This is a genomic window from Nocardia sp. NPDC052566 (genome assembly GCF_044547285.1).
GTDB lineage: Bacteria > Actinomycetota > Actinomycetes > Mycobacteriales > Mycobacteriaceae > Nocardia.
In genome coordinates, this window is sequence record NZ_JBIUAF010000009.1 from 171,485 (window position 1) to 196,304 (window position 24,820).

The following is a 24,820-nucleotide window of genomic DNA, read 5'->3' on the forward strand; positions in this document are numbered from 1 at the left end:
AGAAAAACTAGCTGTTGTACTTCTGGCTTGCGGTCGAGCACTGTCTAAGTCATGGGAAACAACGTCATCGCGAACAACGCGGCACAGGCCCTCGACACCGACCAGTTCACCGGTCCGGTCTTCCGTCCCGGCGACGAAGGGTACGAGCAGGAGATCGCCGGCTTCCAGACCGACTACACCCATCGCCCCGAACTGGTGGTCGGCGCCGTGCACGTCGAGGATGTCCGCAGTGCCGTGGAATACGCTGCGCGCCACGGACTTCCGGTCGCGGTGCAGGCGACCGGGCATGGGCTCTCGGTCGCCGCCGCCGGCGGCGTGCTGATCAGCACCCGGCGGATGACCGGCATCACCGTCGACGCGCAGGCGCGCACCGCCAGGGTGGCGGCCGGGGTGCGGGCGGGCGCGCTGGTGGCCGCGGCCGCCGCGCACGGGCTCGCGCCGCTGAACGGCTCCTCGCCGTCGGTCGGCGTGATCGGCTACGCCCTCGGCGGCGGAATCGGGCTGCTGGCGAGGGAATTCGGCTACGCGGCGGAATACGTCCTGGCGATCGAGCTGGTCACCGCGGACGGAAGGGTGCGCAGGCTGACCCCGGGCGACGAACTGTTCGCCGCGGTGCTCGGCACCGGCGGCAACTACGGCGTGGTCACCGCGCTGGAGCTGGAGCTGGTGCCGGTCACCGAGGTGTGGGGCGGGCAGCTGGTGTTCGACGCGCCGCTCGCCGCCGAGGCGGTGGAGGCGTGGCGGCAGTGGACCGCGACCGTGCCCGAGGCGCTCACCTCCACCGTCGCCATGCTGGAGTATCCGGATATTCCGCAGCTGCCCGCACCACTGCGCGGGCGCTACGTGGCCTCGATCCGGATCGCGTTCACCGGTCCGGCGGCCGAGGGGGAGCGGCTGGTCGCGCCGCTGCGTGCGGTCGGCGCGCGGCTGAAGGACGACCTGCGGACCATGCCGTACACCGAATCGCACACCATCCACAGCGATCCGGACCACCCGCACGCCTACGCCGCCACCAATGCCATGCTCGGCGAATTCACCGGAGAAGCCTTGGCGGCCTTGCTTTCCGTCACCGGCCCCGGCGGACCGGTGCGAGCCGTGGTCGATATTCGGCACCTCGGTGGCGCGCTCGGCACGGCGGGCCGATCCGGGATCGCCGTCGATCACCGCGACGCGGGCTATGTCGCGCGCGTCATCACCGGCTCCGATCCGGATGCGCCGGACGTCGCGCCCGAAGCGCAGGCGCTGGTGCGAAAGGTGTTGGCGCCGTGGACCATCGGCCACAGCCTCAACTTCATATACGGCGCGGGCGCCGCCGCCGACGAGGCGCAGACCCGCGCGGGCTACGCCGCGGCCACCTACGCCCGGCTCGCGGAGCTGAAGGCGAAGTACGACCCGGACAATATGTTCCGCTTCAACCGCAACATCCGTCCGGCGGGCGGGACCGACTAGCCGGCGCGGCGGCCCGGGGCTATCATGGTGATATCACTCTGATACCAGGAGGATGTCATGAAGCTTCGGGCTGCCTTCCATGTCAATGGATTCCCGGTGTTGCTGGGTTTGTTCGTGCTGATCGTCGGCTTCGGCGGAGGCGCGGCGTGGGGGTACGTGGAGGTCGCGAAGGAGCAGAACGTGCCGACGCTGGTCGCGGCGATCGTCGCGACGCTCGTCGTGGTCGCCCTGCTGTTGCTGGCCACCGGGTTGACGGTGGTCAACCCGAACGAGGCGAAGGTCGTGCAGTTCTTCGGCCGCTACATCGGCTCGGTGAGCGAACCGGGCTTCTTCTCGGTGGTGCCGCTGACCGACCGCAAGAGCATCTCGCTGCGCGTGCGCAACTTCGAGACGCAGAAGCTCAAGGTCAACGACGCCGACGGCAATCCGGTCGAGATCGCCGCCGTGGTCGTCTACCGGGTGGTGGACAGCTTCAAGGCCGCCTTCGCCGTCGACGATTACGAGGAGTATGTGGAGACCCAGTCCGAGGCGGCGGTCCGCCACCTCGCGACCACCCACCCCTACGACGCGCACGACGCGGGCCGCACCAGCCTGCGCGACGGCGTCGAGGTGGCCGAGGAACTCACCGTCGAACTGCGCGAACGCACCGGCACCGCGGGCATCGAGGTGCTCGAGGCCAGGATCACCCACCTCGCCTACGCGCCGGAGATCGCCCAGGCCATGCTGGTCCGCCAGCAGGCCGCGCAGGTGGTGGCCGCGCGCACGCAGATCGTGGAGGGCGCGGTCGGCATGGTCGGGCTCGCGCTGGAGCGACTGGCCGAACAGGGCATGGTCGAACTGGACGAGGAACGCAAGGCGTCCATGGTGTCCAACCTGCTCGTCGTCCTGTGCGGTGACCGACCTACCCAGCCCGTCGTCAACACCGGCACGCTGTACTCCTGAGGTCCGGCCATGGCCGAGCGCAAGAAGCTCCTGCTACGTCTCGATCCGGCCGTCCACGACGCCATCGCCAAGTGGGCGGCCGACGACCTCCGCTCCGTCAACGCCCAGATCGAGTACGCGCTGCGGCTCGCGCTGGAGCAAGCGGGCCGCAAACCGAAATGACGGCCCGGCGCAAATGCGCGACATCTGCCGGTCGACGCGTCAGGATGTAGGCCGATCGGTCAGGGTTCCACGACGGCAGGAGCAAGGATGCAAGGCACTGTCAAATGGTTCAACGCGGATAAGGGATTCGGGTTCATTGCCCCGGATGACGGAAGCCCGGACGTCTTCGTCCACTTCAGCGCCATCGAGTCGGGCGGCTACAAGAGCTTGAACGATGATCAGCGGGTCGAATTCGACGTGACCCAGGGGCCGAAAGGTCCGCAGGCCGAACACGTACGGCCGCTCTGACGCCGAAATCCGCGCCTCTTCCGCAGGAAGGGGCGCGGATTCGCGTTCGGCTCAGTCCGGTTTACGCGTGATGAAGATGGCGGTGCCGGGGAACAATTCGCCGCGCAGCGGGCTCCACTGCCCCCATTCCCGGTCCAGCCATTCCGGCCAATCCGGTTCGACGATATCGGTGACGAGCAGGCCGGCGGCCACGATCTCGCGGACCCGATCGCCGATGGTGCGGTGGTGTTCGACATAGGTCGGCTCGCCATCGCCGTCCACCTCGACGTAGGGGGTGCGGTCGAAATACGGGATCGAGGCGGTGAGCCCGGCCGGGCCAGGATCGTCGGGGAACACCCAGCGCATCGGATGGTTCACCGAGAACACCCAGCGACCGCCGGGGCGGAGCACCCTGGCCACCTCGCGCATCACCAGGCCGGAGTCGGCGACGAACGGCACCGCGCCGAAGGCCGAACACGCCAGATCGAAGGATTCGTCCGCGAACGGCAGATGCTCCGCGCCCGCCTGCACCAGCGGCACCCGCGGCCCGCCCCGCGCCATCGCGTCCAGCCCGCGATCGAGCATCCGCATGGAGATGTCCAGGCCGACCGGCTGCGCGCCCTGCCCGGCCAGCCAGCGCGAACACGGCGCCGAGCCGCAGCCGATCTCCAGCACCCGCTTGCCCGCGAGCTCGCCGAGGAAGTGCATATCGCCCTCGTGCAGGCCCTCCGGGCACCAGACGAACTCGCCGCCCGGCGAGTCGACGCCGAGGAAATCCGCGTGCGTCTCGTGGTACTGGGTGGCGTCGGCATCCCACCAGCGACGGCTGGCCTGCTGACTCGCGGCCGAGCCGATCCTGGTCCGCGCGGTACCCGCGGTTCCGAGCAGTGCGTTCGCTTGCGCATGGCGTTCTTCGGACACGCCGGTCAGCGTAACCGGCGTGGCGGGAGAACCGGTTTGCCCGGCCGGACCAAGGTCGCGTACGCTGAACGCGCGAGTGTCTTCTGTACAGCCGTACCGGAGTTCGACCCGTGCTGAAAATCACGTGCGTTGCGTGCGGTACGTTCACTAGTGTCCGTCAATCACACCAGCGCCGGTGAGAACGCAGCGTACCGAAAGTTCCAATGTCCGCAACCGACCACAATCCGTCCGGAGCAAACCCACACATGCCCTCCACCGTCACCTCGCCGCAGGTAGCCGTCAACGACATCGGCTCTGCCGAGGATTTCCTCGCCGCCATCGACGCAACGATCAAGTACTTCAACGATGGTGACATCGTCGAGGGAACCATCGTCAAGGTCGACCGCGACGAGGTCCTGCTCGACATCGGTTACAAGACCGAAGGCGTCATCCCCTCCCGCGAACTCTCCATCAAGCACGATGTCGACCCGAACGAGGTCGTTTCCGTGGGCGATGAGGTCGAGGCCCTCGTTCTCACCAAGGAGGACAAGGAAGGCCGCCTGATCCTGTCGAAGAAGCGGGCTCAGTACGAGCGCGCGTGGGGCACCATCGAGGAGCTCAAGGAGAAGGACGAGGCCGTCAAGGGCACCGTCATCGAGGTCGTCAAGGGCGGCCTGATCCTGGACATCGGTCTGCGCGGCTTCCTCCCCGCCTCGCTGGTCGAGATGCGTCGCGTCCGCGACCTCCAGCCGTACGTCGGCAAGGAGATCGAGGCCAAGATCATCGAGCTCGACAAGAACCGCAACAACGTGGTCCTGTCGCGTCGCGCCTGGCTCGAGCAGACCCAGTCCGAGGTCCGCAGCGAGTTCCTGCACCAGCTGCAGAAGGGCCAGGTCCGCAAGGGTGTGGTCTCCTCGATCGTCAACTTCGGTGCCTTCGTGGACCTGGGCGGCGTCGACGGCCTGGTGCACGTCTCCGAGCTGTCCTGGAAGCACATCGACCACCCGTCCGAGGTCGTCGAGGTCGGCAACGAGGTCACCGTCGAGGTCCTCGACGTCGATCTGGACCGCGAGCGCGTCTCGCTGTCGCTCAAGGCGACCCAGGAAGACCCGTGGCGTCAGTTCGCCCGCACCCACGCGATCGGCCAGATCGTGCCGGGCAAGGTCACCAAGCTGGTTCCGTTCGGTGCGTTCGTGCGCGTCGAAGAGGGCATCGAGGGCCTGGTGCACATCTCCGAGCTGGCCGAGCGCCACGTGGAGGTCCCGGACCAGGTTGTCGCCGTCGGCGACGACGCGATGGTCAAGGTCATCGACATCGACCTGGAGCGTCGCCGGATCTCGCTGTCGCTGAAGCAGGCGAACGAGGACTACCACGCCGAGTTCGACCCGTCGAAGTACGGCATGGCCGACAGCTACGACGACCAGGGCAACTACATCTTCCCCGAGGGCTTCGATCCCGACACCAACGAGTGGCTCGAGGGCTTCGACAAGCAGCGCGAAGAGTGGGAAGGCCGCTACGCCGAGGCGGAGCGTCGCCACAAGATGCACACCGCCCAGATGGAGAAGATGGCGGCCGACGCCGCGGCCGAGGCCGCGAACGGCGGCGCGGGCAACTACTCCTCCGAGAGCGGTTCGCAGTCCTCCTCGTCGGCCGCGGCCGAGCCGGCCGGCGGTTCGCTGGCCAGCGACGCCCAGCTGGCGGCTCTGCGGGAGAAGCTCTCCGGCAACGCCTGATCGTCCAGTACTGACAACTGCGCCCCAACCGGTTTCCGGTTGGGGCGCAGTTGTTTTCGGGCGTCAGATCACGGCAGGAATTCGGCGCTGAGCACCTGGGCGGTTCCGCTGTTCGGTCCGCCCATGCAGAATCCCCAGGTGCCGGGATCGCCGAAGTTGTATTGGGCTACCACGCGCACCTTCTGGCCCGCGCCGAGCCCGTCGACAACCGGAATGGTGTTGTCGGAGTAGCCATTCGCCGGGGTCATATAGCTGCCGACGAGATGGGACGTCTGTCCATCGCTCCAGTCCAGGTACATGTCGTTCTGGGCGGTCATCGTATTGCACCCCTGCCCGTTGCTGACGCCACGGAGCCGCGCGCTGTTGATGGAACCATGTCCGGCGCAGCCGGTGATATCGCCGCCGAGGTCGACGGTGCCGCCGTTGCCGTTCCAGGAGATCGTGCCACCTGAGCAGCGGCCGACGATGGGGTCGGCACTGGCGTGCGGCGCTGTGACCAGTAGCCCTGCGGCTAGTGCGGCGCCTGCGGTAATCGAATACAGACGGGTCGGACTCATCTCGCGATACTCCGTTCTGTCGTTCCGGTCGGTAACCAGATTCGAGCTAGAGCGTACTGGTTTAGAGATAGCAGACTGCTATTTATTCTGGATGGCGGGCTGGTGTCGCGTCGCCCGGCAATTCGCTGTCGGAAATGTCTGGTTAGTTCCGTTCGGGGGAAAAGTATTCGGCCCCGGTGGATTTTCGCCGGGGCCGAATGCGTCGTAGAGATACAGCACTGGGCGCCGCGTGGGCTGCGCCGTCGACGACATCGAAGGTGTTGTCGGAGTAGCCATTCGGCGGGGTCGCGTGGCGCTTCGGCTCGGATGCTCGTTGGTGCGCGACGGTCTCGCGTCGATTGGCTATAGCCGGGGTGGGCGATTGTGGGAGTCGTCACCCGTTATCGATAATGAAAAGCGTTGTCAATACGCTTACTATGCTCGCATGACTTTGTTTCGCGCCGGGATAGGTGCTGTCGCAACGGCATTCGTCGTTGTCGTGACGGGGTGCGCCGCGCCGGGAGCGACGACCGGGGATGCCGGGCAGTTCGTGGTGATCGATACCGAGGAGCTGGGGAACTTTCATCCGCTGCTCGGGGAGGGGAAGAACGGGGAGTCGAAGATCTTCGAGGGCCTGTACCGGGTGCAGGAGGGGGTCAGCGATCGGATACCGGCGGCGGTGCCGGTGCTCGCGGTGGGTGCGCCGGAGCCGGTCGGCGGAGATCTGTCGCGATGGACGGTGCGCACACGGACCGATGTGCGGTTCTCGGACGGCAGCGCGTTCGGGCCGGAAGATGTGGTGGCGACCTACAATTCGCTGACCGACCCGCGGTTTGCCGCGCCGATCGCCGCCGAGTACGACTTCCTGCGCAAAGTGACGCAGACCGGGCCGGACACCGTCGAATTCGAACTCACCGGCGCCTACGCCGATTTCGATCACCGGCTGTTCCTCGGGATCGCGCCCGCCGAGGCGTTCGCCACACCGGGGCCGGTCGACAAGGCCGAGCTCAATCGCAAGCCGATCGGGACCGGGCCGTACGCGCTGACCGAATCGCGGCCGGATCAGGTGGTGCTCACCGCGCGCGACGACTACTGGGGTGCGCGGGCAGCGGTGCGGCGGTTCGTGATCCGGCGCAGCGACGACGACAACGCCAGGGCGGGTCAGCTGCGCGACGGGGCCGACGGCACAGTGCTCCCGCCGGAACTGGCGCGGGCCGCCGCCAAGAACGGGTATCGGATGGTATCGGCGGTCGCGAACGATTGGCGCGCCATCACTTTGCCGTCCGGGCATCCGGTCGCCGGTGATCCCGCGATCCGCAAGGCGCTGAACTACGCGGTGGATCGCAAGGGAATGGTCGAGCACATTCTGGATGGGCATGGTGCGCCGATATCCACGCTGATCAATCAGGTGTACGGCGAGATCTACGACCCGGCACAGGATTTCGCGTTCGACAGGGGCGAGGCGGCGCGGGTGCTCGACGCGGCGGGCTGGCGGATCGGCGCGGACGGGATCCGGGAGCGCGACGGGCGGCGCGCCGCGTTCGAGATCGCCTACTACCCCACCGAAGTGCTGCGCCGCGACCTGACCCTGGCGGTGGTGTCGGATGCGAAGCAGATCGGCATCGACATCACGCCGGTCGCGGTGGACAAGAAGAAGATGACACCGGAGTACCTGGCGCACACCGCGTTCCTGCTCGGCGGCGGCGGACAGCCCTACACCGTGGACTCGCAGCTGTATCCGAAGCTGCACTCGAAGTACGCCGTGCCGGGGGTCGGCTCCAAGTGGGACAACGCCTCCGACTATGTGAACCCGAGGATGGACGAGATACTCGACGCCGCGCGGGTCGCGGCGGATCCGGCGCGGCGCACCGAGCTGTACCGGCAGTACCAGGCCGAATACCACCGCGATCCGGCGATGCTCGCCCTGGTCACCACCGACCACGTGTACGTCGTGCGGGACAACGGCTGGCGGATGACGCCGACCGCGCTCGAACCGCACACCCACGGCGTCGCGTGGGGGCCGTGGTACGGACTATCCCGCTGGACCCGGTGATGGGCGTCGATCATCGAGGACTGCGAGCAGGGCGGTTGGTCGGGCGGCGATTGACCACGGCGGTACCGCTGGCGATATTGATCTCGCTCGCGGTATTCGCGCTCGCGGCCGCCAGCCCGTTCGATCCGCTCGACGCCTACCTCGGCGCGCACGGTGACTCGTTCACCGAAACCCAGCGGGCCGACCTGCGGAACCGATTGAACCTGGACCAGAGCTGGTTCGGCGCATGGTGGTCCTGGCTCGGCGATCTGCTGCGCGGCGAACTGGGGGAGTCGCGCTCCTACCACCAGCCGGTGACTCAGGTACTGGCCGAACGGCTTCCGTGGAGCCTGCTGCTCGGCGTGCTCGGCGGTGTGGTCGCGCTGTCGCTGGGCGCGGTACTCGGCGCGTGGGCGGGACTGCGCCGCGGCGGACTCGCCGATCGGGCGATCAGCGCCGGTGCGATTGTGCTGCAAGCTGTTCCGCCGTTCGTGCTGGCACTCGGCGCGGTACTGCTGTTCGCGCTGACCCTGCGCTGGTTCCCCGCAGCAGGATTGACCGATCCGGGTCGCGGTGTCGACGCCGCGTCGACGGCCCGCCACCTGATATTGCCCGCGACGCTGCTCGGTGTGACCCAACTACCTTGGCTGGTACTGGGTTTGCGCGAAACGGTAGCCCGCAGCCTGGACGGCGACGCGATCAAGGGCGCCAAAGCACGCGGACTGCCCTGGCGCGTCATCGCGTTCCGCCACGTCCTCCCGGTCGCCATCGTCCCCTTCCTCACCCTCTGCGGCGCCCGGCTACCCGAACTGGTGGTCGGCGCGACCGTGGTCGAAACCATCTTCAGCTGGCCGGGATTGGGCTCGGCGACCGTGGAAGCCGCGCGCGCACTGGACTTCCCGCTGCTGGCCATCATGACGGTGCTGATCACCGCGCTGGTGCTCCTCGGCAATCTCGCCGCCGACGCGGCCGGAGTTCTGATCGATCCCCGAATCGACGCCGATGGATAGCCGGGCGGCGAACTCGGGCGGCACCGGGGAAGCTGTGACGGCGGGCGGATCTGACGGTGAGTCGGGGCGAACCGGGCGTCCACGCCGAGGGCCCGGTAGTGCGGCTCGGCGGGCGCGACAGGCCAGGCGGGTCGCCCGTATTCGAACCGGGTCGCCCGGGCTCGCGCTTGTCGCAGCGTGCGGGGTGTTGGTGGTGGCCGCGTTGTATGCGGTGCTGGTGCCGATGGTGCGGCCGGTGGATGGGGCGCTGGTGGATTTCGCGGTCGGTCGGCGGGGGCCGAGTGTCGAGTTTCCGTTCGGGACGGATGGGGCGGGGCGAGATGTGTTCGTGCGGGTGGCGGAGGGGATGCGGGTTTCGCTGGTGATCGCGGTGGCAACGGCGGTGGGGGCGGCGATTGTCGGTGTGCTGGTCGGGGTTACGGCGGGGGCGTTCGGCGGTTGGTGGGATCGGGTGAGCATGCGGGTGGTGGACGCGGTCAACTCGTTGCCGAGCCTGCTGCTGACGTTGCTGATCGTGGCGATGTATCGGGGATCGGTGCTCGCCATCGTGGTGTCGCTGGTGCTGACGCATTGGACGTCGATCGCGCGGGTGGTGCGCAGTGAGGTGCTCGCGCTGCGGCATGCCGAGTTCGTCCAGGCGGCGCGGTTGCGCGGGCTGCCCGAATGGCGGATCGTGCGAACCCATTTCGTGCCGGTGGCGGCGGGGCAGGCGCTGATCGGCGTGGTGCTGTTGATCCCGCACGCCATCTGGCACGAGTCGACGCTGTCGTTTCTCGGGGTCGGGTTGCCGCCGCACCGGGCGTCGCTGGGCACCTTGCTGGCGGACGCGCAGGCCTCGCTGCTGCTGGGGGACTGGTGGCTGCTGGTGTTCCCGGCGGGTGTGCTGGTGGCGGTGACGCTCGCGGTCTCCGTGGCGGGCAGGCATTGGCAGCGCAAAGCCGAACTACTGCAGGAGGTTTCGCGATGACGCTGACACTGCGGCGGGTGACCGTGCGCATCCCGCTCGGACCCGGGCGGGTGGTGCACGCGGTGACCGAGGCGGACCTGGTGGTGCGGCGCGGCACCGTGCACGGCCTGATCGGCGAATCCGGTTCGGGGAAGTCGATGGTGGCGGCCACGATCACCGGATTGCTGCCCGCGCGTGCCGAGATGTCCGGCGCGGTCACGCTGGAACTCGCGGACCGCACGCTGCACACCGCGCAGCTGTGGCGCTCGCGCGGCCACACCGTCGCGCTGGTCCCGCAGTCCGCGATGACCTACTTCACCCCGGTCCGCCGGATCGGACCACAACTGGCCGAAACCATCCGTCACCTGGGCACCGAATACACACCCGCCCAACTCATCACCCGCGTCGGCCTGGAAGAGGTGGTACTGCGCCGCTATCCACACGAACTATCCGGCGGCATGGCCCAGCGCGCGGCCATGGCGTTCGCGCTGGCCGGTGACCCCGCCCTGATCATCGCCGACGAACCGACCTCCGCACTGGATGCCGCACGCTCGTCGGCGATCCTGGAACTGCTCGGCGCCTTCGCCGCCGACGGCGGCCGGGTCCTCCTGGTCACCCACGACCTCACCGCCCTCCGCGAATCCGGCATCTGCAACGACCTTTCGGTCATGTACGCCGCCCGCCTCGTCGAATCCGGCCCCGCCACCACCGTTCTCGCCGGCCCAGCGCACCGCTACACCGCGGACCTGCTCGCGGCACTGCCGGAGAACGGATTACGGTCACTGCCGTTCCCCACCCCCGAACTGGTCAACCTGCCCGACGAATTCCGCTACGGCGATCGCTCTTCTGCGCCCGTCAGGGGCGGGGTGCGGTGACCGTGCGATCGTTGTCTGCCGAGCATGTTTCGGTCGCACTCGGCGGTCGCCGGGTTCTGGATGATCTCTCGCTGGCTGTGGCCTCCGGCGAGGTCGTCGGACTGACCGGACCGTCGGGCGCGGGTAAAAGCACACTGGCGCAGGTTCTTTCGGGTTTGCGCTGCCCCGATGCGGGTCGCGTGGTTTGTGACGGCACGCCACTGTCCCGCCGCCGTGACGGCCGGATCGCCATGCTGTTCCAATCGCCGCGCCGGTCGTGCAGTCCGCGGCTGACACTGCGCCGGACCATCACGGAATTGGCGCGTGGCCCGATCGACTGGTCGCGCATCCTCGAATCCGCTGGTCTGACACCGGATCTGCTCGATCGCTATCCGGCGCAGGTCTCCGACGGTCAATTGCAGCGTGCCGCCGTCGCCAGAGTCCTCGCGGCACGACCGGACTACCTGCTCTGCGACGAGATGACCGCCATGCTCGACCCGGCCACCACGGCCACCGTGGTGCACACCGTCACCGAGTTGGCTCGTACCGGCGTCGGCGTGCTCTTCATCAGCCACGACATTCCCCTGCTCGACGTCTGCGCCGATCGGGTCGTGCGCCTGACGTCCGAATCTTCTGCTGTACCCGGCGCGGCGATGCGGCCCGCCGGATTTCCGTTCGAATCGAATGACATCGGAGTTCTATGAGTAACGCATTGCATGTTCTGACCCGCAGCGATCTGGCCGATATCGATATCACCCCGGGGGAGGTCATCGAATTGGTCGAGGAGGGGTATCTGGCATATGCGCGGGGGGAATCCCGGTGCCCGGTGAAGTTGATGATGCCTATTCCCAAGGGGGAGCGGGACGCTGTGTCGTATTCGATGCTCGGATATGACGGGTCGCTGGATCAGGTCGGATTCAAGACGTCGTATCGGCAGGGCAGCGCGAGCGCCGAAAAGTATTACACGACAATCAGTTTGTACGATGACGCGACCGGGTTGCCGTTCGCGTTCATGGATTGCCAGCGGATCGGGGCCGCGCGGACACCGGCGACGACGGCGATCACCGCGAAACACTGTGCCGGACCGGGTGCTACGAGTGTGCTGATGCTCGGCACGGGGGTGCAGGGACGGAATACGCTGCCGTACTTGCTGACCGCGCTGCCGGGGCTGGAGCGGCTCCGGTTGTTCGGCACCCATCCCGACGGTATCGCCGAGAGCATCGCCACCATGCGGCGGTACTTCCCGGATCGGGAGATCGAACTGGTCGACGACGTGCCGTCGGCGGTCGCCCACTCCGACATCGTGGTCGTCGCGTCCGGCCGGGCGGCGCACCCCCGGGTGCACACCGAATGGTTGAAGCCGGGCGGGTTGTTGATCTCGGTGGCCAGCAAGGGCGTGGCCAGCGGTGCGCTGCGCGGCGCCGACTATGCGATCGCCACCAGTGTGGGCCAATTGGGTGTCACCGGAACGCGATTGGCGGGTTCGAATGGCGAGGTGGTGATCGATGCGGAACTGCCGGATATCGTGGCGGGCCGTGCGGTGGGCCGACGCGACGACGCCGATCGGGTGTTCGCCTTCTCCAGCGGGATGATCATCACCGATATCCCGGTCGCGCACGCGCTCGCGACTCGTGCGGTGGCCGCCGGTCGCGGACAGCGGGTGCACCTGTGGAAGTGACCACGGCGGTCTTGCGCGCCGCATCCACCGATCTGCCGACATTGCCCGCGCTGGAACAGGAGTGGCTACGCCGGGTACGTGAGGACCGGCATCTGCTCTTCGATATCCACCACGCCGTCGGCGGCCCGTTCCATCTCGTCTACCCGCGCCGGTTCGAGGACAACCTCCGTGCGTTCCAAGAAGTGCTTGCGGCGCACGGTGTTCGAGGTCAGGTGTACTACGGCAAGAAGGCCAACAAGGCGGGCTGCTGGTTACGGGCGACGGCCGACCTGCGCGGCGCCGTCGACGCGGCGAGCGAACCCGAGCTGGTGCACGCGCTCGCGCACGGCGTCCGTGGCCGCGATATCGGGGTGACCGGCGCGGCCAAAACGACCGCGCTGCTGCGGCTCGCCGCCCGCCACGACTGTGTGATCGCGATCGACGCCCTGGACGAACTGGAGCGGCTCGCCCAGGTCGCGGCCGCCGACGGCCGCGTGCGTATCCTGTTGCGCTGCTTGCCGCCCACCGCACCGCACAGCCGTTTCGGCCTGTCCGAGCACGATATGGAGCGCGCGATCGACCGGTGCGCCCAGCTGACCTCGGTGGTCGAACTGCTCGGCTACTCTTTCCATCTCGACGGCTACGACGTGCGTCCGCGTGCCGAGTTCGCGCACGCGCTGATCGACCGGTGCCGGGCGGCGAAGGCCCGCGGGCTGCCGGTCACCGCGATCTCGATCGGCGGTGGTTTCGCGTGCAGCTACCTCGACGCGGACGACTGGGCGGATTTCACCGAACGGCAGCGCGCCGAATGGTTCCACGCCGGAAAGCGTTTCGAGAAGTTCTACCCGTACGCCCAGGAGCCGACGGGCGCCGCCATGCTCGACGCCGTCCTGGCCACCACGATCGACGGCCGGACCCTGGCAACGCGTCTGTGCGACAACGATATCGAGCTGTTCCTCGAACCGGGGCGCGCACTGCTCATCGATGCGGGCTGCACCGTGTTCCCGGTGCTCGGATACAAGCAGAACGCGGATTACGGCATCACCACCGTGCACGGGCTGAGCATGAGTGTCTCCGAGCAGTGGAAGGGCAGCGAATTCCTGCCCGATCCGATCCTGGCGCCGCGCTACCGCGATCCAGGCGCGGAACCGATCGCCAGCTGCGTCGGCGGCGCGAGTTGCATGGAATACGACGTGCTCACCTGGCGCAAAGTGCCGCTGCCGCAGCGACCCGAGCACGGCGACCTGCTCATCTACCCGAACACCGCCGGCTACCAGATGGACAAGAACGAGAGCGAATTCCATCAGTTGCCGTTGCCGCCGAAGGTCGAGATCAGTATCTCGGGCAGCCGGATTCGATGGCGGCTCGACCGATGACGATACCGAAAGTGGCCGAGCTGCCCGCGCTGCCCCGGCTGCGCGAGAACGTGGTGCACCGCGCCTCCGACCTCATCGGCGCGACCCCGCTGCTCGAATTGGCCAGGACCGGTGCGGGCACCCGGCTGCTGCTGAAGCTGGAGCAGTTCAACCCGACCGGGTCCGCCAAGGTGCGGATGGCGCGGGAAATGGTGTTGCAGGCCGAACGCAGCGGTGACCTGCGCCCCGGCGGGCATATCGTCGAACCGACCTCGGGCAACACCGGCACCGGCTTGGCCTTGCTCGCGCTGGAGCGCGGCTACACCTTCACCGCGGTGGTGGACGGCCACGCCGCGAAGGACAAGTTGCGCGCCATGAAAGCCATGGGCGCACAACTGGTCTACGTGGACAGCGCCGAGAGCGGCGGGCCGAGCACGGTGGAGCGCCGCCGCGTCGCGGGCGAAATCGCCACGCGCACCGGCGCGTTCCGGCCCGATCAGCACAACAACCCGCACAACAACGCGGGTTACCGTGAGCTGGCGGGGGAACTGCTGGCAGATCTGAGCACCGATGTCGACTACTTGGTCGGCGCCGTCGGCACGGGTGGATCGCTGTGCGGTACAGCCGAACAGCTGCGCCGGTTCGGTTCCCGGGTGTACGCCATCGGTGTCGAGCCGGTGGGCTCGATCATCTTCGGTGGCGCGGCCGCGCCGTACTGGCAGACCGGTTCGGGCAGCCCCGCGGGTTTCCCGGTCGGCGCCAACGTGCGTTACGAGCATATCGACGAGGGCTGCCGGGTCGGCGATACCGACGCGTTCGCCACCGCGCGTGTGGTGGCGCGGCGCACCGGACTGCTGGTCGGCGGCACCGCGGGCGCCGCGATCCACCTCGCGCTGCGGCGGCTGGTGCATCTGCCCGCGGGCAGCACGGTGGTGGTGCTGGTGTGCGATGCGGGCGAGAAGTACCTCGACACGGTGTACGACGAGCAGTGGCTGATCGACCGCGGCGTCTACGACCAGGCGGCGCATCAGCGGATGATCCGGCTGCTGCGCGCCTACGACGAATCGGTGCGGCTTGCCGCCCTCGATACCGCGACGACGGGAGCGTGAGCGCCGCATGACGATTCGCCCCTATCGCGCGATTCTCGCACTCGCCGCGCCGATCGCCGGACTTCAGCTCGCCCAGGTGGCGCTCACCACGGTCGACCTGGCCATGATGGGCGTGCTCGGTATCGCCGCCGTGGCGGCGGGCGGGCTCGCGCTGCTGCTGTACAACCAGGTGCGCACCATGTGCGTCGGCATGGTCACCGGCGTCGGCAATCTGATCGCGGCAGCCGCCGGGCGCGGTGAACAGCGCACGGGGACAACGGAACTCGATGAGCGGGCGCGGCGTGAGGTCGGTGGGTACGTGCGTGCCGCGCTGGCCGTCGCGACGCTGACCTCGCTGCTGGGGGCCGCCGTGCTGATCGGCCTCGGCGGTGCGCTCGGCACGCTCGGCCAGCGCCCCGCCGTCGTCGAGCTGGCCAGGCCGATCATCTGGACGCTGGCACCCGGCCTGATTCCCATGCTGTGGCTGAATGTGTTGCGCCAGTTCGCCGTCGGGCTGCGCCGCGCGGGGTCGCTGCTGCGCGTGACGCTGCTGTCCATCGGCGTCAACGCGCTGCTGAACGCGGTGTTCCTGTTCGGCTGGCTCGGCATGCCGACACTCGGCCTCGCGGGAATCGGCTTGTCCACCACCCTCGTTCAGCTGTGGACCTGCCTCACCTATCTGCGCACGGTGCGCCGCGACCCGGTACTGGCTCCGCTGCTCTCGCTGCGCGCCTGGCACGCCGAGCGCGCGACAATGCTGCGCATCGTGCGGATGGGCGCGCCGATCGCGCTCACCTACGGCGCGGAGGCCGCGATCACCTCGATCGCGACCCTGTTGATGGGCGGTTTCGGCCCGGTCGCGCTCGCGGCGAGCAATATCGTCAACCAGCTGGCCTACATCGTGTACCAGGTGAATATCGGCCTGTCCCAAGGTTCGTCGATTCTGGTGAGCCGCGTGGTCGGGCAGGGCAGACGGGGCGAGGTCGCCGGAATCGCCCGGCGCGCCTTCGCGCTCGGCTTCGCCTTCATGACCGTGGTCGGCGCAGGTTATCTGCTGTTCCCCGCGGCGGTGCTCGCCCCGTTCCTCGGCGGCCACCGCGACGACGCGGCGGTATCGGCCGCGGCCGCCACCCTGCTGTGGTTCGCGATCGCGCAGCAGTACTGCAAGGGCGCGCAGAACCTGGCCATCGGGCTGCTGCGCGGGATCGGGCACACCGCGGCGGGCATGCGGAACACGCTGATCGGCTATTTCGCGGTCGGCGTGCCCGCCATGGCGGTGTTCGGCTACTGGCTGGACTGGCGCGGGCCCGGTGTGTGGCTCGGCCTGTGCCTCGGCTTCGGCGCGACCGCGCTGCTCGTCTGGCGCTCGTTCCGCACCCGCTCGGCCGAGGCCGCGGCACTGCTCGATCCGGCGAGTGCCGCGGTCCCCGGGAAGGCTCGGGCGGGCTGGTAGACATCCGTCGAGCGCAGTCGACAGGCCGTTGATTGCGGCGTGTCGCAGGGCCATTCGACTGCGCTCGGCGAATGAGCGGGGTTTGCGCGGCCGGGATCAGTGTCCCGGCCGCGCGTTCCGCGGTTCCGGCGCGCGGGTGCGCGGTATCCGCCGCGAGGGCTTGGTGGTGCCCCTCTTCACCTCGGGCGCCTGGTCCGGCGCCACCGCCGCCTCGTGCGGCGGCACCATCTGCGCCGTCGTCACCGCGACCACCTGGATCTGCTCCAGCCGCAGCCCGAGCCCGGCCAGCCGGGCGATCACGCCGAGCCGATGCTCGGGCAGACCCGGCCGGATCACCAGCGGCGGGCGACCCGCCCGCCGCAGCACGTAGGTCCTGAGCTCCGGATCGAACTCCACCGGCGCACCGTCGCGGATCGCGCGGTAGGCGTCGAGATCGAGATCGCCGTGCCGCACCGGATTGATCATCAGCGCGTCGATGAAACGCTCCGCCTGATCGAGCACCAGCTGCTGATCCGGCGGATCGAGGTGCCGCACGCGCTGAATGACGCGCACGCGATAGTCGTCCGCCGCGTGGCGCAGCAGATACCGGTGCCGCTCGATCTCGGCCGCCAGCTCGGCGAGGCGGTCGTGATCGGCCGACATCGGGTCGTGCGGGTCGGGCGCCGAAGCATGGACGTCGGGCATGGAGCCCCCTTCTGTCGAGTTGCGGATTACGTTGGGCGGCAACTCGATCGATGTCCGACCTAGAACTATTGTCGCAGCGGGGTACGACAAGTTCGGCCTGCTGTCCCGCGCGGGTATCCTCGCTGGTGATGTCCGAGGTCAGCGTGGAATCCGCCGCGACTCTGTGGGAGCGCAGGAAGCTCGAGGCGATGAGCCGTATCCAGCGGGTCGCGCTGGATCTGTTCGACGAGCACGGCTACCGGGCGGTGACGGTGGAGCGGGTGGCGGCCGCGGCCGGTGTCTCGCCCAGCTCGATCTATCGCTACTTCGGCACCAAGGAGATGCTCGTCCTCTACGACGAACAGGATCCGCAGGTGCTCGAGGTGCTGCGGACCGTCGGCGACGGCGCCGTCCTCGATATCGGCGCGCTGGTCACCATCGGGCGCCCGCTGGTGCCCGCGCTGATCGAGTCGATGGTCACCGCGGAGACCGAGGCGCGCATGCGCAGCCGGCTGCACTACGTGCTGACCATTCCGGAGGTGAAGGACGGTCAGACCAGGCAGATGCGGGAGATGGAGGATCAGTTCCGCGTGCTGTTCGCGCAGCGCTCGGGCCGCGACGCCAACGATCTACGGGTCAGGATGACCGCCGCCACCGCCGTCTGGGGCTGCGTGGCGGGGCTGGATCATTGGGCGGGAACGGGTTTCGCCGGTTCGCTGCGCCAGGTCTACGCCGAGGTGATCGCCACCGTGCTCGACCTCATCGAGTCGATATTCCGCTAGCCGCGCGGCTCGGGAGCCGCGGCAGCCACCAGTTCCAGCGGCCGAACAGTTGCATGAACGCGGGGACGAGCACCAGCCGCACGATCAGCGCGTCGATGGCGATGGCGACCGCGAGTGCGAACCCGATCTGCTTCAGCTCCAGCACATCCGCGGTGACGAAGCTGGCGAACACCGCGACCATGATCGCGGCCGCCGCCGTGATCGGGCGCGCGGTGCGCTGCAGCCCGTCGGCGACCGCTTCGGTATTGTCCCGATGCCGATCCCACGCTTCCTTCATCCGCCGGATCAGGAACACCTCGTAGTCCATCGATAGTCCGAACAGCACCGCGAACACCAGCATCGGCAGATAGACCTGGAGGAACCCGGCGCTGTGGAAGCCGAGCACGGATTCGCCGATGCCGTACTGGAATACGGCGACGGTAATGCCGAGTGCGGCGCCGGTGGCGAGCAGATTCAACAGGATCGCCTTGACCGCGAGCACGATGCTGCGGAACGCGGCGATCAAGAAGGCCAGCGATACCGTCAGCACCAGCGCGATCACCCACGGGAAGCGGGCGGTGATCCGCTGCGAGACATCGGCGAAGGTCGCAGATGTACCACCGACCAGTACCCGCGCGCCCTCGATCGCCGTTGCGCGGGAACGGATATCGGTGGTCAGTTCGGCAACGGTGGTGGAGTCGAACGATTCTCGCGGCACCACAGTCGCCAGCAACCGTCCGTCGGATTGCTGCGTCAGCACCCGGGCGATTCGGGGATCGCCGCTCAGACCGGTGACGAATTGGTTTGCGGCGAAACGGCCTTCGTCGCTCAGCGGGGTGTCGTCCGTCCCCGTCGCGAGCACCGAGATCGGGGCGAGCAGCCCGGGCCCGAAGTTGTCGCGCACCAGCGCCGTGGCCTGCCCGGTGGCCTTCCCGTCGAGTGAGCGCAGGCCCATGTCGATGCCGTACTCGATGCCGGTGAGCGGCAGCGCCGCCGCGGTGAGCAGCGCGACGCCGAGCGCGCCGAATACGACCGGCCGTCCCATCACCAGCCGCGCCCAGCGCGCCCACGCGCTCGACGCGGCCGCCGACTTGGTCTCGGCCGGGCGCAATCGGGCAGGCAGCGCACCGCGATTCACCGCGGGCCCGAGCGTGGCGAGCAGCGCGGGCAGCAGCGTGAACGCCGCGGTGAGCGTGGCGACGACCGCGGTGACCACGCCGATCGCCACCCCGTTCAACATCGGCAGTCCCACCGCGGCGAGTGAGCACAGCGAGATCATCACGATCAGGCCCGACGCCAGGATGGTCCGCCCGGTGGTATCCAGCGCGACGCCGACCGCCTGCGTGATCGCACCCCGTGCCGCCCGGTCACGCACCCCGCGCCTGGTGAGTTCCTCGTTGAACCTGCTGACGATGAACATCGCGTAGTCGATCGCGGTGCCGGTGGCGATCATCGTCGCCACCGAGAGCACCAGCGAATCGAAGGTCAGAAAGGTGGTGAGCCCGAACAGGACTCCGACGCCGACGGCGATGCCCGCCGCGGTCACCGCGATCGGCACCGTCGCCGCGACGACCGCGCCGAGCGCGAGAACGAGCACCGCGGCGGCCACCGGCAGGCCGATCGCTTCGCCGCGCTGCATATCGGCGGTCTCCATCCGCATCAGGCCGGCCTCGACCGGGCCGTAACCGGTGGTCGTGACCTGGAGTTCGGCCGCGGAGACGGCGGCGAGCGCGGATTGCAGCCTGCTCGCCGCCGCGACCCGCTCCGACATCGACCCATCGATGCCCGCGATGCCGAAGGCGGTGTGCCGGTCCGCCGAGATCTGCAGTGCCGGATTGCCTTCGAAGGGGCCGATCGCCCCGACGACGCCGTCGGTCCGGCGCGCGGTATCGAGCGCGCGGTCGATACCGGCGCGGAATTCCGGCGCGTCGGCGGTGTATCGATCCGAATGGAAGACGACCAGGTCCTGCTCGGTGCCGAGCTGCCGGAAGTGTTCGGCGACAAGGCGATCCACCTCGCGCGACGCGGAGCCCGGTACGGAGTAGTCGGGCGCGCCGAGCCGGGCGTGCAGCGCGGGATAGGCCGCGCCGCACACCACGACCAGCAGCAGCCACGCACCGAGCACGACCTTGCGATGCCGGGCCATGAACACGCCCCAGCGCCCGACGACGCCGAGCCGTTCGGCGGGCTCCGGGCGGTCCGGCCGTTCGATCACGGCTGCTCGGGTCATCGCATCTCCTGAAGTCGCTACCTGAAAGTGACTGTCAGGTATTGCCCGTCAGTCTAGGAACCCGGAGGAACGGGGTGCAAGTGACTATCAGGAGTGAGCTGCGACACGTCGGGAGTCAGTAGCCGACGGTGAAGCGGCGCTGCACGAACCGGGGCAGCTCGGCCTCGTCGATCAGGGCAACGGCGACGTCCTCCGCCGAGATATCGCCGCCGCCGAGCAGTAGCTGATCGCCGCCGATGCGGAAACGGCCGGTGCGCTCGCCCGGATTGATGCGACCGGAGGACGGGCTCACGTAGGTCCAGTTGCGGTTGGACAGGCGGTACAGGTTCAGCGCGTCCACGCCCGCCTGCACCGCTTTGCGGTATTCGACCGGCACGCGCAGGTTCTCGACCAGGCCGCGATCGAAATCCGGACCGTCGACGAGCAGCAGTCCCGGTGCGATCTCCAGGCTGCCCGCGCCGCCGAGATTGATCAGCCGCACCGACGGATGCCGGTGCAGCGCACCGATCATCGCGCGCGCCGCGATGACGAAGTTGTCCGCCTCGGCGATGGTGCCGTCGACGCCGTGGCCCGCGTTGATCGCGCTGATCACCACGTCGAGCCCGTCGATGGCCGCGGCGACGCTGTCGATGTCCAGCCAGTTGGCGACCCGCCAATCGGCGCCGCCGTGCTCGGCGGGAATGCGGGCGGCGTCCCTGGTGAAGGCGGTGACCCGATGGCCACGCTCGCGCGCCTCGGTCAGTACGCGGCTGCCGATCACGCCGGTCGCGCCGAAGATTCCGATATCCATGATGCCCTCGCTCTACACAGTGTCGATTTACTACACGCCGTTCAGAAATGACACGGCTGATAGTAGCCAAACGCTGTAGAGTGTCAAATGTGGTCGAGGTCGTACAGAGTCGAAGAGAGCGTTTACGTGCGCAGACGGCGCAGGAAATCAAGGCGATCGCGCTGCGCCTGCTGGCCGAGGGCGGCCCGGACGCGATCTCGTTGCGCGCCATCGCCCGGGAGATGGGGATGACCGCGGGCGCCATCTACGGTTACTACGCCACCCGCGACGACCTGATCACCATGCTCATCGCCGAGGTCTACACCGGGTTGCTCGACGAGGTGGAAGCCGCGCGCGACGCACTGCCCGCCGCGGACGCCGCGGGCCGGATCATCGCCTGGGGCAGCACCGTTCGCCGCTGGGCCGTCGCCAACCCTGCGGGCTTCCGGCTCATCTACGGCGATCCGGTGCTCGGTTACCAGCCGCCGCAGGGCGGTCCCGCCGCGGAAGCCGGCATGCGCGCGTGCACCGGCCTGGTCGAATTGGTCGCCGCCGCATGGCCGCACGCGCAGCGGCTACAGGCCGGCGATGAGGTCGACTGGGCCGACTTCGACGCCGACCTGGCCGCCCACGTCCGCGCGGAATTCCCGAGCCTGCCGCCCTCCGGCCTCGCCCTCGCGCTGCGTATGTGGGGCCGCATGCACGGGCTCATCGCGTTGGAGGTCTACGGCCACCTGATCCCGCAATCACAGGACCCCGCAAAGCTTTACCACGCCGAAATGCTCGATCTCGTCCGCTCCCTCGGACTCTGACACCCGACCGGGATGCGCGCCGACCGAGCGTGCCGCGGTGTGCCATTCGCTGACGGCGCATAGGGTCGACTCGTGAGTGGTGATCTAGCGGTGACGGTGCTGGGGAGCGCCACGCCGTATCCGAGTGCGGACAACGCGTGCTCCGGGTACCTGGTGTCCGGTGGTGGGACGCGGTTGTGGATGGACGCGGGGACCGGGAGCCTGGCGCAACTGCGGCGGCATATCCGGCTGGATGAGGTGGACGCGATCTGGATTTCGCATCTGCACGCCGATCACAGCGCGGATCTGCTGACCGCCTACTACGGGCTGCTCTACGCGGATATCCGCCTGGCCGCGCCGATTCCGCTGTACGGCCCGGCAGGCACTGCCGAGCGGCTGGCGCACTTCCTCACCAACGGGCCGACGCGCAGCCCGATCGAGTCGGCGTTCGAGGTGCACGAGCTGCACGATGGGCACAAGGCCGAGGTCGGTGCGCTGTCGCTCACGACAAGTGAAGTGGCGCACGGCATTCCGGCATTCGCGGTGCGCGTCGAAATCGGTGGACGTGCGTTGACCTATTCCGGCGACACCGCACCGTGCGCGAATCTGACCGAGCTGGCGGCGGAGTGCGATCTGCTGCTGTGCGAGGCGGACAGCGCGACACCGTCAGTGGATCACCACACCCCCGAAAATGCCGGTGACACCGCGACTTCCGCGCGCGCACGGCGGCTGGTCCTCACGCACGCCGGGCCGTTCCTCACCCCGGACGACGCCATCGCGCGCGCTGCCACGCGCTACACCGGCCCGATCGCGTATGCCGCGCCCGGCTCGACCTTCCGCGCGGGCTGAGTCCGGTTCAGGGACAGTCGAATCGGCTGCCGCGCCGATCGGCACGCTGATGGCGCAGCCAGGTCCGCTCGGGCGGCGGATCATCCCCGGGTCCTCCTGGATGTCCTCCGTTCGGCGGACTTCGGGACGCCTCGTCGCTCGTAGATTTCCCAGCGACAACGCATATGCTGCTGGGAGGCGCGATGAGTACCGGACTGTTGATCCTCGTGATCGTCGGCGTGATCGCCCTGGTGATCAAGCGATTCCGTGGTGAGCCGATGAACGCGAGGGATACCTTCGGCACGCCGCTGATCCTGGTGGCGGTCGGTGTGTACAGCGTGACCAAGGTGGCCGACCTCAACGGCACCGATATCACCTGGCTGGTCGTCGGCGGCGTGGTCGGTATCGTGTTCGGCGCGATCCGCGGCACTACCATCGGGATCTTCGAACGTGACGGGCACCTGTGGCAGCGCTACACCTCGGGGACCGTCGTGGTCTGGCTCGTGTCCATGGGCGTGGGCTTCGGGGTCAACGCGCTGGGCGCCGCGATGGGCATGCATCACGACGCCCGCCCGACGACCCTGTCGATCGGCATCGGCATGCTGGGGGAGATGCTGACGCTCGGCCTGCGCGCACTGTCCACCGGTGTCCCGTTCGCGCCGGACCGGACCGGACCGGGGTCACCGCTGGATCGGCTGCTCGGCGACTCCGGCTCCACTGCGAACGAATCCCGCAGGGACGCTGGACATTCCGAACACGGATCGGCGCAGCCGTTCGGAACATCGCCGCAGGCCGGTAGGGACGCCCCGGTCATCAACGACGGTCCACACCGCTCACCCACTGTGCGCGACGGGCTGAACTGGCTCAACACCGCCAAGGACCGCCTGCGTTGACCATCCCGGCGCGCCACCGGCGAGTCGTGCCCGATCAGGTGTGAGATCTATTGGGAGGGGCCGGATTCGGCGGTAGGGTGTGCCGCCATGGTGAGCAATGCGGGCAAGAACGCCTATCTCGATCAGGTCGTCGCGCAGCAGGCGGCGTTGGAAGGGGATCTGCGCTCGCGGATGCCCGCGGCCCCCGCCGCTGCCGGGTTCGCGGGCGCACCACCGCCTTCGCCGCGGCGCGGTGTGCTGAGCAAGCGGGCGGATCGGCTCGAACCGGTTCCGGACCGGCATGGTCCCGGGCCGGTGGAGGTCAGGGTGACGGGTACGTGGCGGTGGCGCACAGTGCTGGTGCCGCCCAACGCTTTCGTGGTGCACACCCGGCGCGGGCGGGCCGAGCCGCTGCATATCGGGCTCGGGGTGTCGTTCCGGTTCAACCCGGCGACGGATTCGTATCTCGTTGTGCCCGGCGCGATGCAGACCATCCTGATCAACGCCTACTGCATCTGCCGCGAGCTGCAGGGCGTGCTGGTGCAGGGCTATGTGCAGTGGATCATCGAGGATTTCGCGACCGCCTACCGCAAGCTGGACTTCTCCGACGCGGTGGATCCCATGCGGCTGGTCAATATTCAGCTGCGCGAGCAGGCGGAGGCCGCCATCAAGGACAAGGTGTCCACGATGGGGGTGCGGGATGTGCTGAGCGACAAGCAACCCATCATCGAAGAGCTGACCGCGCGCCTGCAGGCGGTGGCCGAGGGCAGCGCCGGGCTCGGGCTGCGCATCGTCACCGTGCAGATCAAGGAGGCGGTGGTCAGCTCGTCCACACTGTGGGAGAACCTGCAGAAGCCGTACCGCAGCGAACAGAATCAGATCGCCAGGCTCGCGGAACTGACTGCGCGAGAAGCGATTTCGGCTCGCGAGATGGCGGCCGAGCGGGCCGCCGAGGAGCGCAGGATCGAGAACGAGCGCGAGCTGGCCGAGCTGCGCGATCAGCATGCAGCGTCCCGGTTCGACCGGGAGGCCGCGGAACGGCTGCGTCGCACCACCCGTGAACACGATGACGAGCGCACCGTCGCCGATCTCGCTCAGCAGACGGCGTTACATGCGCTGCGCCTGCAGCGCGAACAGCATGCGGAGCGGCTGGAGAACATGCGCCGCGAGGTGGAATTGCGCGGTGCGGAACTCGATGCCGACCTGGCCCGCTCCGCCGCCACCGCGCGCGGCGCGCACGAGGTGGCCCTGCTGGAGTTGGAGCGCGAGCGCATCCGGGTGGTGAACGCCAACGAGCGCGGCGCCGAGGCGACCAGGGCCGCGCTGGTGGACTCGCTGCCGGAGATCGTCGAGAAGCTGCCCGTGCCCGCCGAGGTGAAGTCGATTCAGATCGGTGGCGATCTGTCCGGATTGTCCGCTGTGCTCACTCAGCTCTCCGGCATCGTCGAAACCTGGTCCGCGCCAAGGTCTTCCGAAGGGGCGCGCCAGTAGGGCCCGCCTCGGCCGCGCTCGGTAAGCTGCC

General features: G+C 68.5%; 24 protein-coding genes. 19 read left to right on the forward strand and 5 right to left on the reverse strand.

Annotation, left to right across the window (positions count from 1 at the left end):
• The first annotated feature begins 51 nt into the window (after positions 1–51).
• The 4 genes from ACIG5A_RS41460 (at position 52) to ACIG5A_RS41475 (ending at position 2,841) form a co-directional block, all read left to right on the forward strand.
• Entirely contained in the window at positions 52–1,449 is a 1,398-nt protein-coding gene (locus ACIG5A_RS41460) for an FAD-binding oxidoreductase (protein WP_397250665.1), read from the forward strand.
• 57 nt (positions 1,450–1,506) lie between these two features.
• On the forward strand, positions 1,507–2,391 hold the full coding sequence (locus ACIG5A_RS41465) for an SPFH domain-containing protein (RefSeq protein WP_397250667.1): 885 nt from the start codon (positions 1,507–1,509) through the stop codon (positions 2,389–2,391).
• A 9-nt stretch (positions 2,392–2,400) separates the two neighbouring features.
• The gene (locus ACIG5A_RS41470) at positions 2,401–2,553 is read left to right on the forward strand and encodes a hypothetical protein (RefSeq protein ID WP_397250669.1); all 153 of its coding nucleotides are present in this window, start codon (positions 2,401–2,403) and stop codon (positions 2,551–2,553) included.
• An 87-nt stretch (positions 2,554–2,640) separates the two neighbouring features.
• The gene (locus ACIG5A_RS41475) at positions 2,641–2,841 is read left to right on the forward strand and encodes a cold-shock protein (RefSeq protein WP_397250671.1); all 201 of its coding nucleotides are present in this window, start codon (positions 2,641–2,643) and stop codon (positions 2,839–2,841) included.
• Positions 2,842–2,892: 51 nt separating this feature from the next.
• On the opposite strand, the gene ACIG5A_RS41480 is transcribed toward ACIG5A_RS41475, so the two are convergent.
• Complete coding sequence (locus ACIG5A_RS41480) at positions 2,893–3,741, reverse strand: methyltransferase domain-containing protein (RefSeq protein ID WP_397250673.1); 849 nt, start codon at positions 3,739–3,741, stop codon at positions 2,893–2,895.
• Between the two features lie 245 nt (positions 3,742–3,986).
• Here ACIG5A_RS41480 and rpsA point away from each other — a divergent pair, with 245 nt between their 5' ends.
• On the forward strand, positions 3,987–5,453 hold the full coding sequence (gene rpsA / locus ACIG5A_RS41485) for a 30S ribosomal protein S1 (protein ID WP_397250675.1): 1,467 nt from the start codon (positions 3,987–3,989) through the stop codon (positions 5,451–5,453).
• 68 nt (positions 5,454–5,521) lie between these two features.
• Here rpsA and ACIG5A_RS41490 read toward each other — a convergent pair whose 3' ends face one another.
• Complete coding sequence (locus ACIG5A_RS41490) at positions 5,522–6,010, reverse strand: hypothetical protein (protein WP_397250678.1); 489 nt, start codon at positions 6,008–6,010, stop codon at positions 5,522–5,524.
• 424 nt (positions 6,011–6,434) lie between these two features.
• Between ACIG5A_RS41490 and ACIG5A_RS41495 the strand changes: the two genes are divergently transcribed.
• From ACIG5A_RS41495 to ACIG5A_RS41535, 9 genes are all read left to right on the forward strand, one after another.
• Positions 6,435–8,042, forward strand: coding sequence for an ABC transporter substrate-binding protein (locus tag ACIG5A_RS41495; RefSeq protein ID WP_397250680.1), 1,608 nt, complete (start codon positions 6,435–6,437; stop codon positions 8,040–8,042).
• Complete coding sequence (locus tag ACIG5A_RS41500) at positions 8,012–9,031, forward strand: ABC transporter permease (RefSeq protein WP_397250682.1); 1,020 nt, start codon at positions 8,012–8,014, stop codon at positions 9,029–9,031. Before ACIG5A_RS41495 ends, ACIG5A_RS41500 begins: the two co-directional genes overlap by 31 nt.
• A gap of 223 nt (positions 9,032–9,254) precedes the next feature.
• Positions 9,255–9,998 carry an ABC transporter permease gene (locus ACIG5A_RS41505; protein ID WP_397250988.1) on the forward strand — a complete coding sequence of 248 codons (744 nt, stop codon included), beginning with the start codon at positions 9,255–9,257 and terminating at the stop codon, positions 9,996–9,998.
• A complete protein-coding gene (locus ACIG5A_RS41510; protein ID WP_397250684.1) occupies positions 9,995–10,852 on the forward strand; it encodes an ATP-binding cassette domain-containing protein in 858 nt (285 codons plus the stop codon). Before ACIG5A_RS41505 ends, ACIG5A_RS41510 begins: the two co-directional genes overlap by 4 nt.
• A 2-nt stretch (positions 10,853–10,854) precedes the next feature.
• Entirely contained in the window at positions 10,855–11,535 is a 681-nt protein-coding gene (locus ACIG5A_RS41515; protein ID WP_397250687.1) for an ABC transporter ATP-binding protein, read from the forward strand.
• The gene (locus ACIG5A_RS41520; RefSeq protein WP_397250689.1) at positions 11,532–12,509 is read left to right on the forward strand and encodes an ornithine cyclodeaminase; all 978 of its coding nucleotides are present in this window, start codon (positions 11,532–11,534) and stop codon (positions 12,507–12,509) included. The genes ACIG5A_RS41515 and ACIG5A_RS41520 overlap by 4 nt, the downstream gene beginning before the upstream one ends.
• The gene (locus tag ACIG5A_RS41525) at positions 12,500–13,864 is read left to right on the forward strand and encodes an alanine racemase (protein WP_397250691.1); all 1,365 of its coding nucleotides are present in this window, start codon (positions 12,500–12,502) and stop codon (positions 13,862–13,864) included. The genes ACIG5A_RS41520 and ACIG5A_RS41525 overlap by 10 nt, the downstream gene beginning before the upstream one ends.
• Positions 13,861–14,952, forward strand: a complete 1,092-nt coding sequence (locus ACIG5A_RS41530; RefSeq protein ID WP_397250693.1) for a PLP-dependent cysteine synthase family protein — start codon at positions 13,861–13,863, stop codon at positions 14,950–14,952. Before ACIG5A_RS41525 ends, ACIG5A_RS41530 begins: the two co-directional genes overlap by 4 nt.
• A 7-nt stretch (positions 14,953–14,959) precedes the next feature.
• A complete protein-coding gene (locus tag ACIG5A_RS41535; protein WP_397250695.1) occupies positions 14,960–16,384 on the forward strand; it encodes an MATE family efflux transporter in 1,425 nt (474 codons plus the stop codon).
• Between the two features lie 96 nt (positions 16,385–16,480).
• Here the strand turns inward: ACIG5A_RS41535 and ACIG5A_RS41540 are convergent, their stop codons facing one another.
• Positions 16,481–17,068 (reverse strand): hypothetical protein, encoded by a 588-nt coding sequence (locus ACIG5A_RS41540; protein ID WP_397250697.1) that lies wholly within the window; start codon positions 17,066–17,068, stop codon positions 16,481–16,483.
• A gap of 128 nt (positions 17,069–17,196) precedes the next feature.
• Here ACIG5A_RS41540 and ACIG5A_RS41545 point away from each other — a divergent pair, with 128 nt between their 5' ends.
• A complete protein-coding gene (locus tag ACIG5A_RS41545) occupies positions 17,197–17,829 on the forward strand; it encodes a TetR/AcrR family transcriptional regulator (protein WP_397250699.1) in 633 nt (210 codons plus the stop codon).
• On the opposite strand, the gene ACIG5A_RS41550 is transcribed toward ACIG5A_RS41545, so the two are convergent.
• Both ACIG5A_RS41550 and ACIG5A_RS41555 read right to left on the reverse strand, forming a co-directional pair.
• Entirely contained in the window at positions 17,807–20,038 is a 2,232-nt protein-coding gene (locus tag ACIG5A_RS41550; protein WP_397250701.1) for an MMPL family transporter, read from the reverse strand. The genes ACIG5A_RS41545 and ACIG5A_RS41550 overlap by 23 nt on opposite strands.
• Positions 20,039–20,153: 115 nt before the next feature.
• Positions 20,154–20,828 (reverse strand): NAD(P)-dependent oxidoreductase, encoded by a 675-nt coding sequence (locus ACIG5A_RS41555; protein ID WP_397250704.1) that lies wholly within the window; start codon positions 20,826–20,828, stop codon positions 20,154–20,156.
• Between the two features lie 89 nt (positions 20,829–20,917).
• Between ACIG5A_RS41555 and ACIG5A_RS41560 the strand changes: the two genes are divergently transcribed.
• From ACIG5A_RS41560 to ACIG5A_RS41575, 4 genes are all read left to right on the forward strand, one after another.
• Positions 20,918–21,619, forward strand: coding sequence for a TetR/AcrR family transcriptional regulator (locus ACIG5A_RS41560; RefSeq protein WP_397250706.1), 702 nt, complete (start codon positions 20,918–20,920; stop codon positions 21,617–21,619).
• A gap of 72 nt (positions 21,620–21,691) precedes the next feature.
• Positions 21,692–22,447, forward strand: a complete 756-nt coding sequence (locus tag ACIG5A_RS41565; RefSeq protein ID WP_397250708.1) for an MBL fold metallo-hydrolase — start codon at positions 21,692–21,694, stop codon at positions 22,445–22,447.
• Between the two features lie 182 nt (positions 22,448–22,629).
• Entirely contained in the window at positions 22,630–23,319 is a 690-nt protein-coding gene (locus ACIG5A_RS41570) for a hypothetical protein (protein ID WP_397250710.1), read from the forward strand.
• Between the two features lie 87 nt (positions 23,320–23,406).
• Complete coding sequence (locus ACIG5A_RS41575) at positions 23,407–24,789, forward strand: SPFH domain-containing protein (RefSeq protein ID WP_397250712.1); 1,383 nt, start codon at positions 23,407–23,409, stop codon at positions 24,787–24,789.
• Positions 24,790–24,820: the final 31 nt, after the last annotated feature.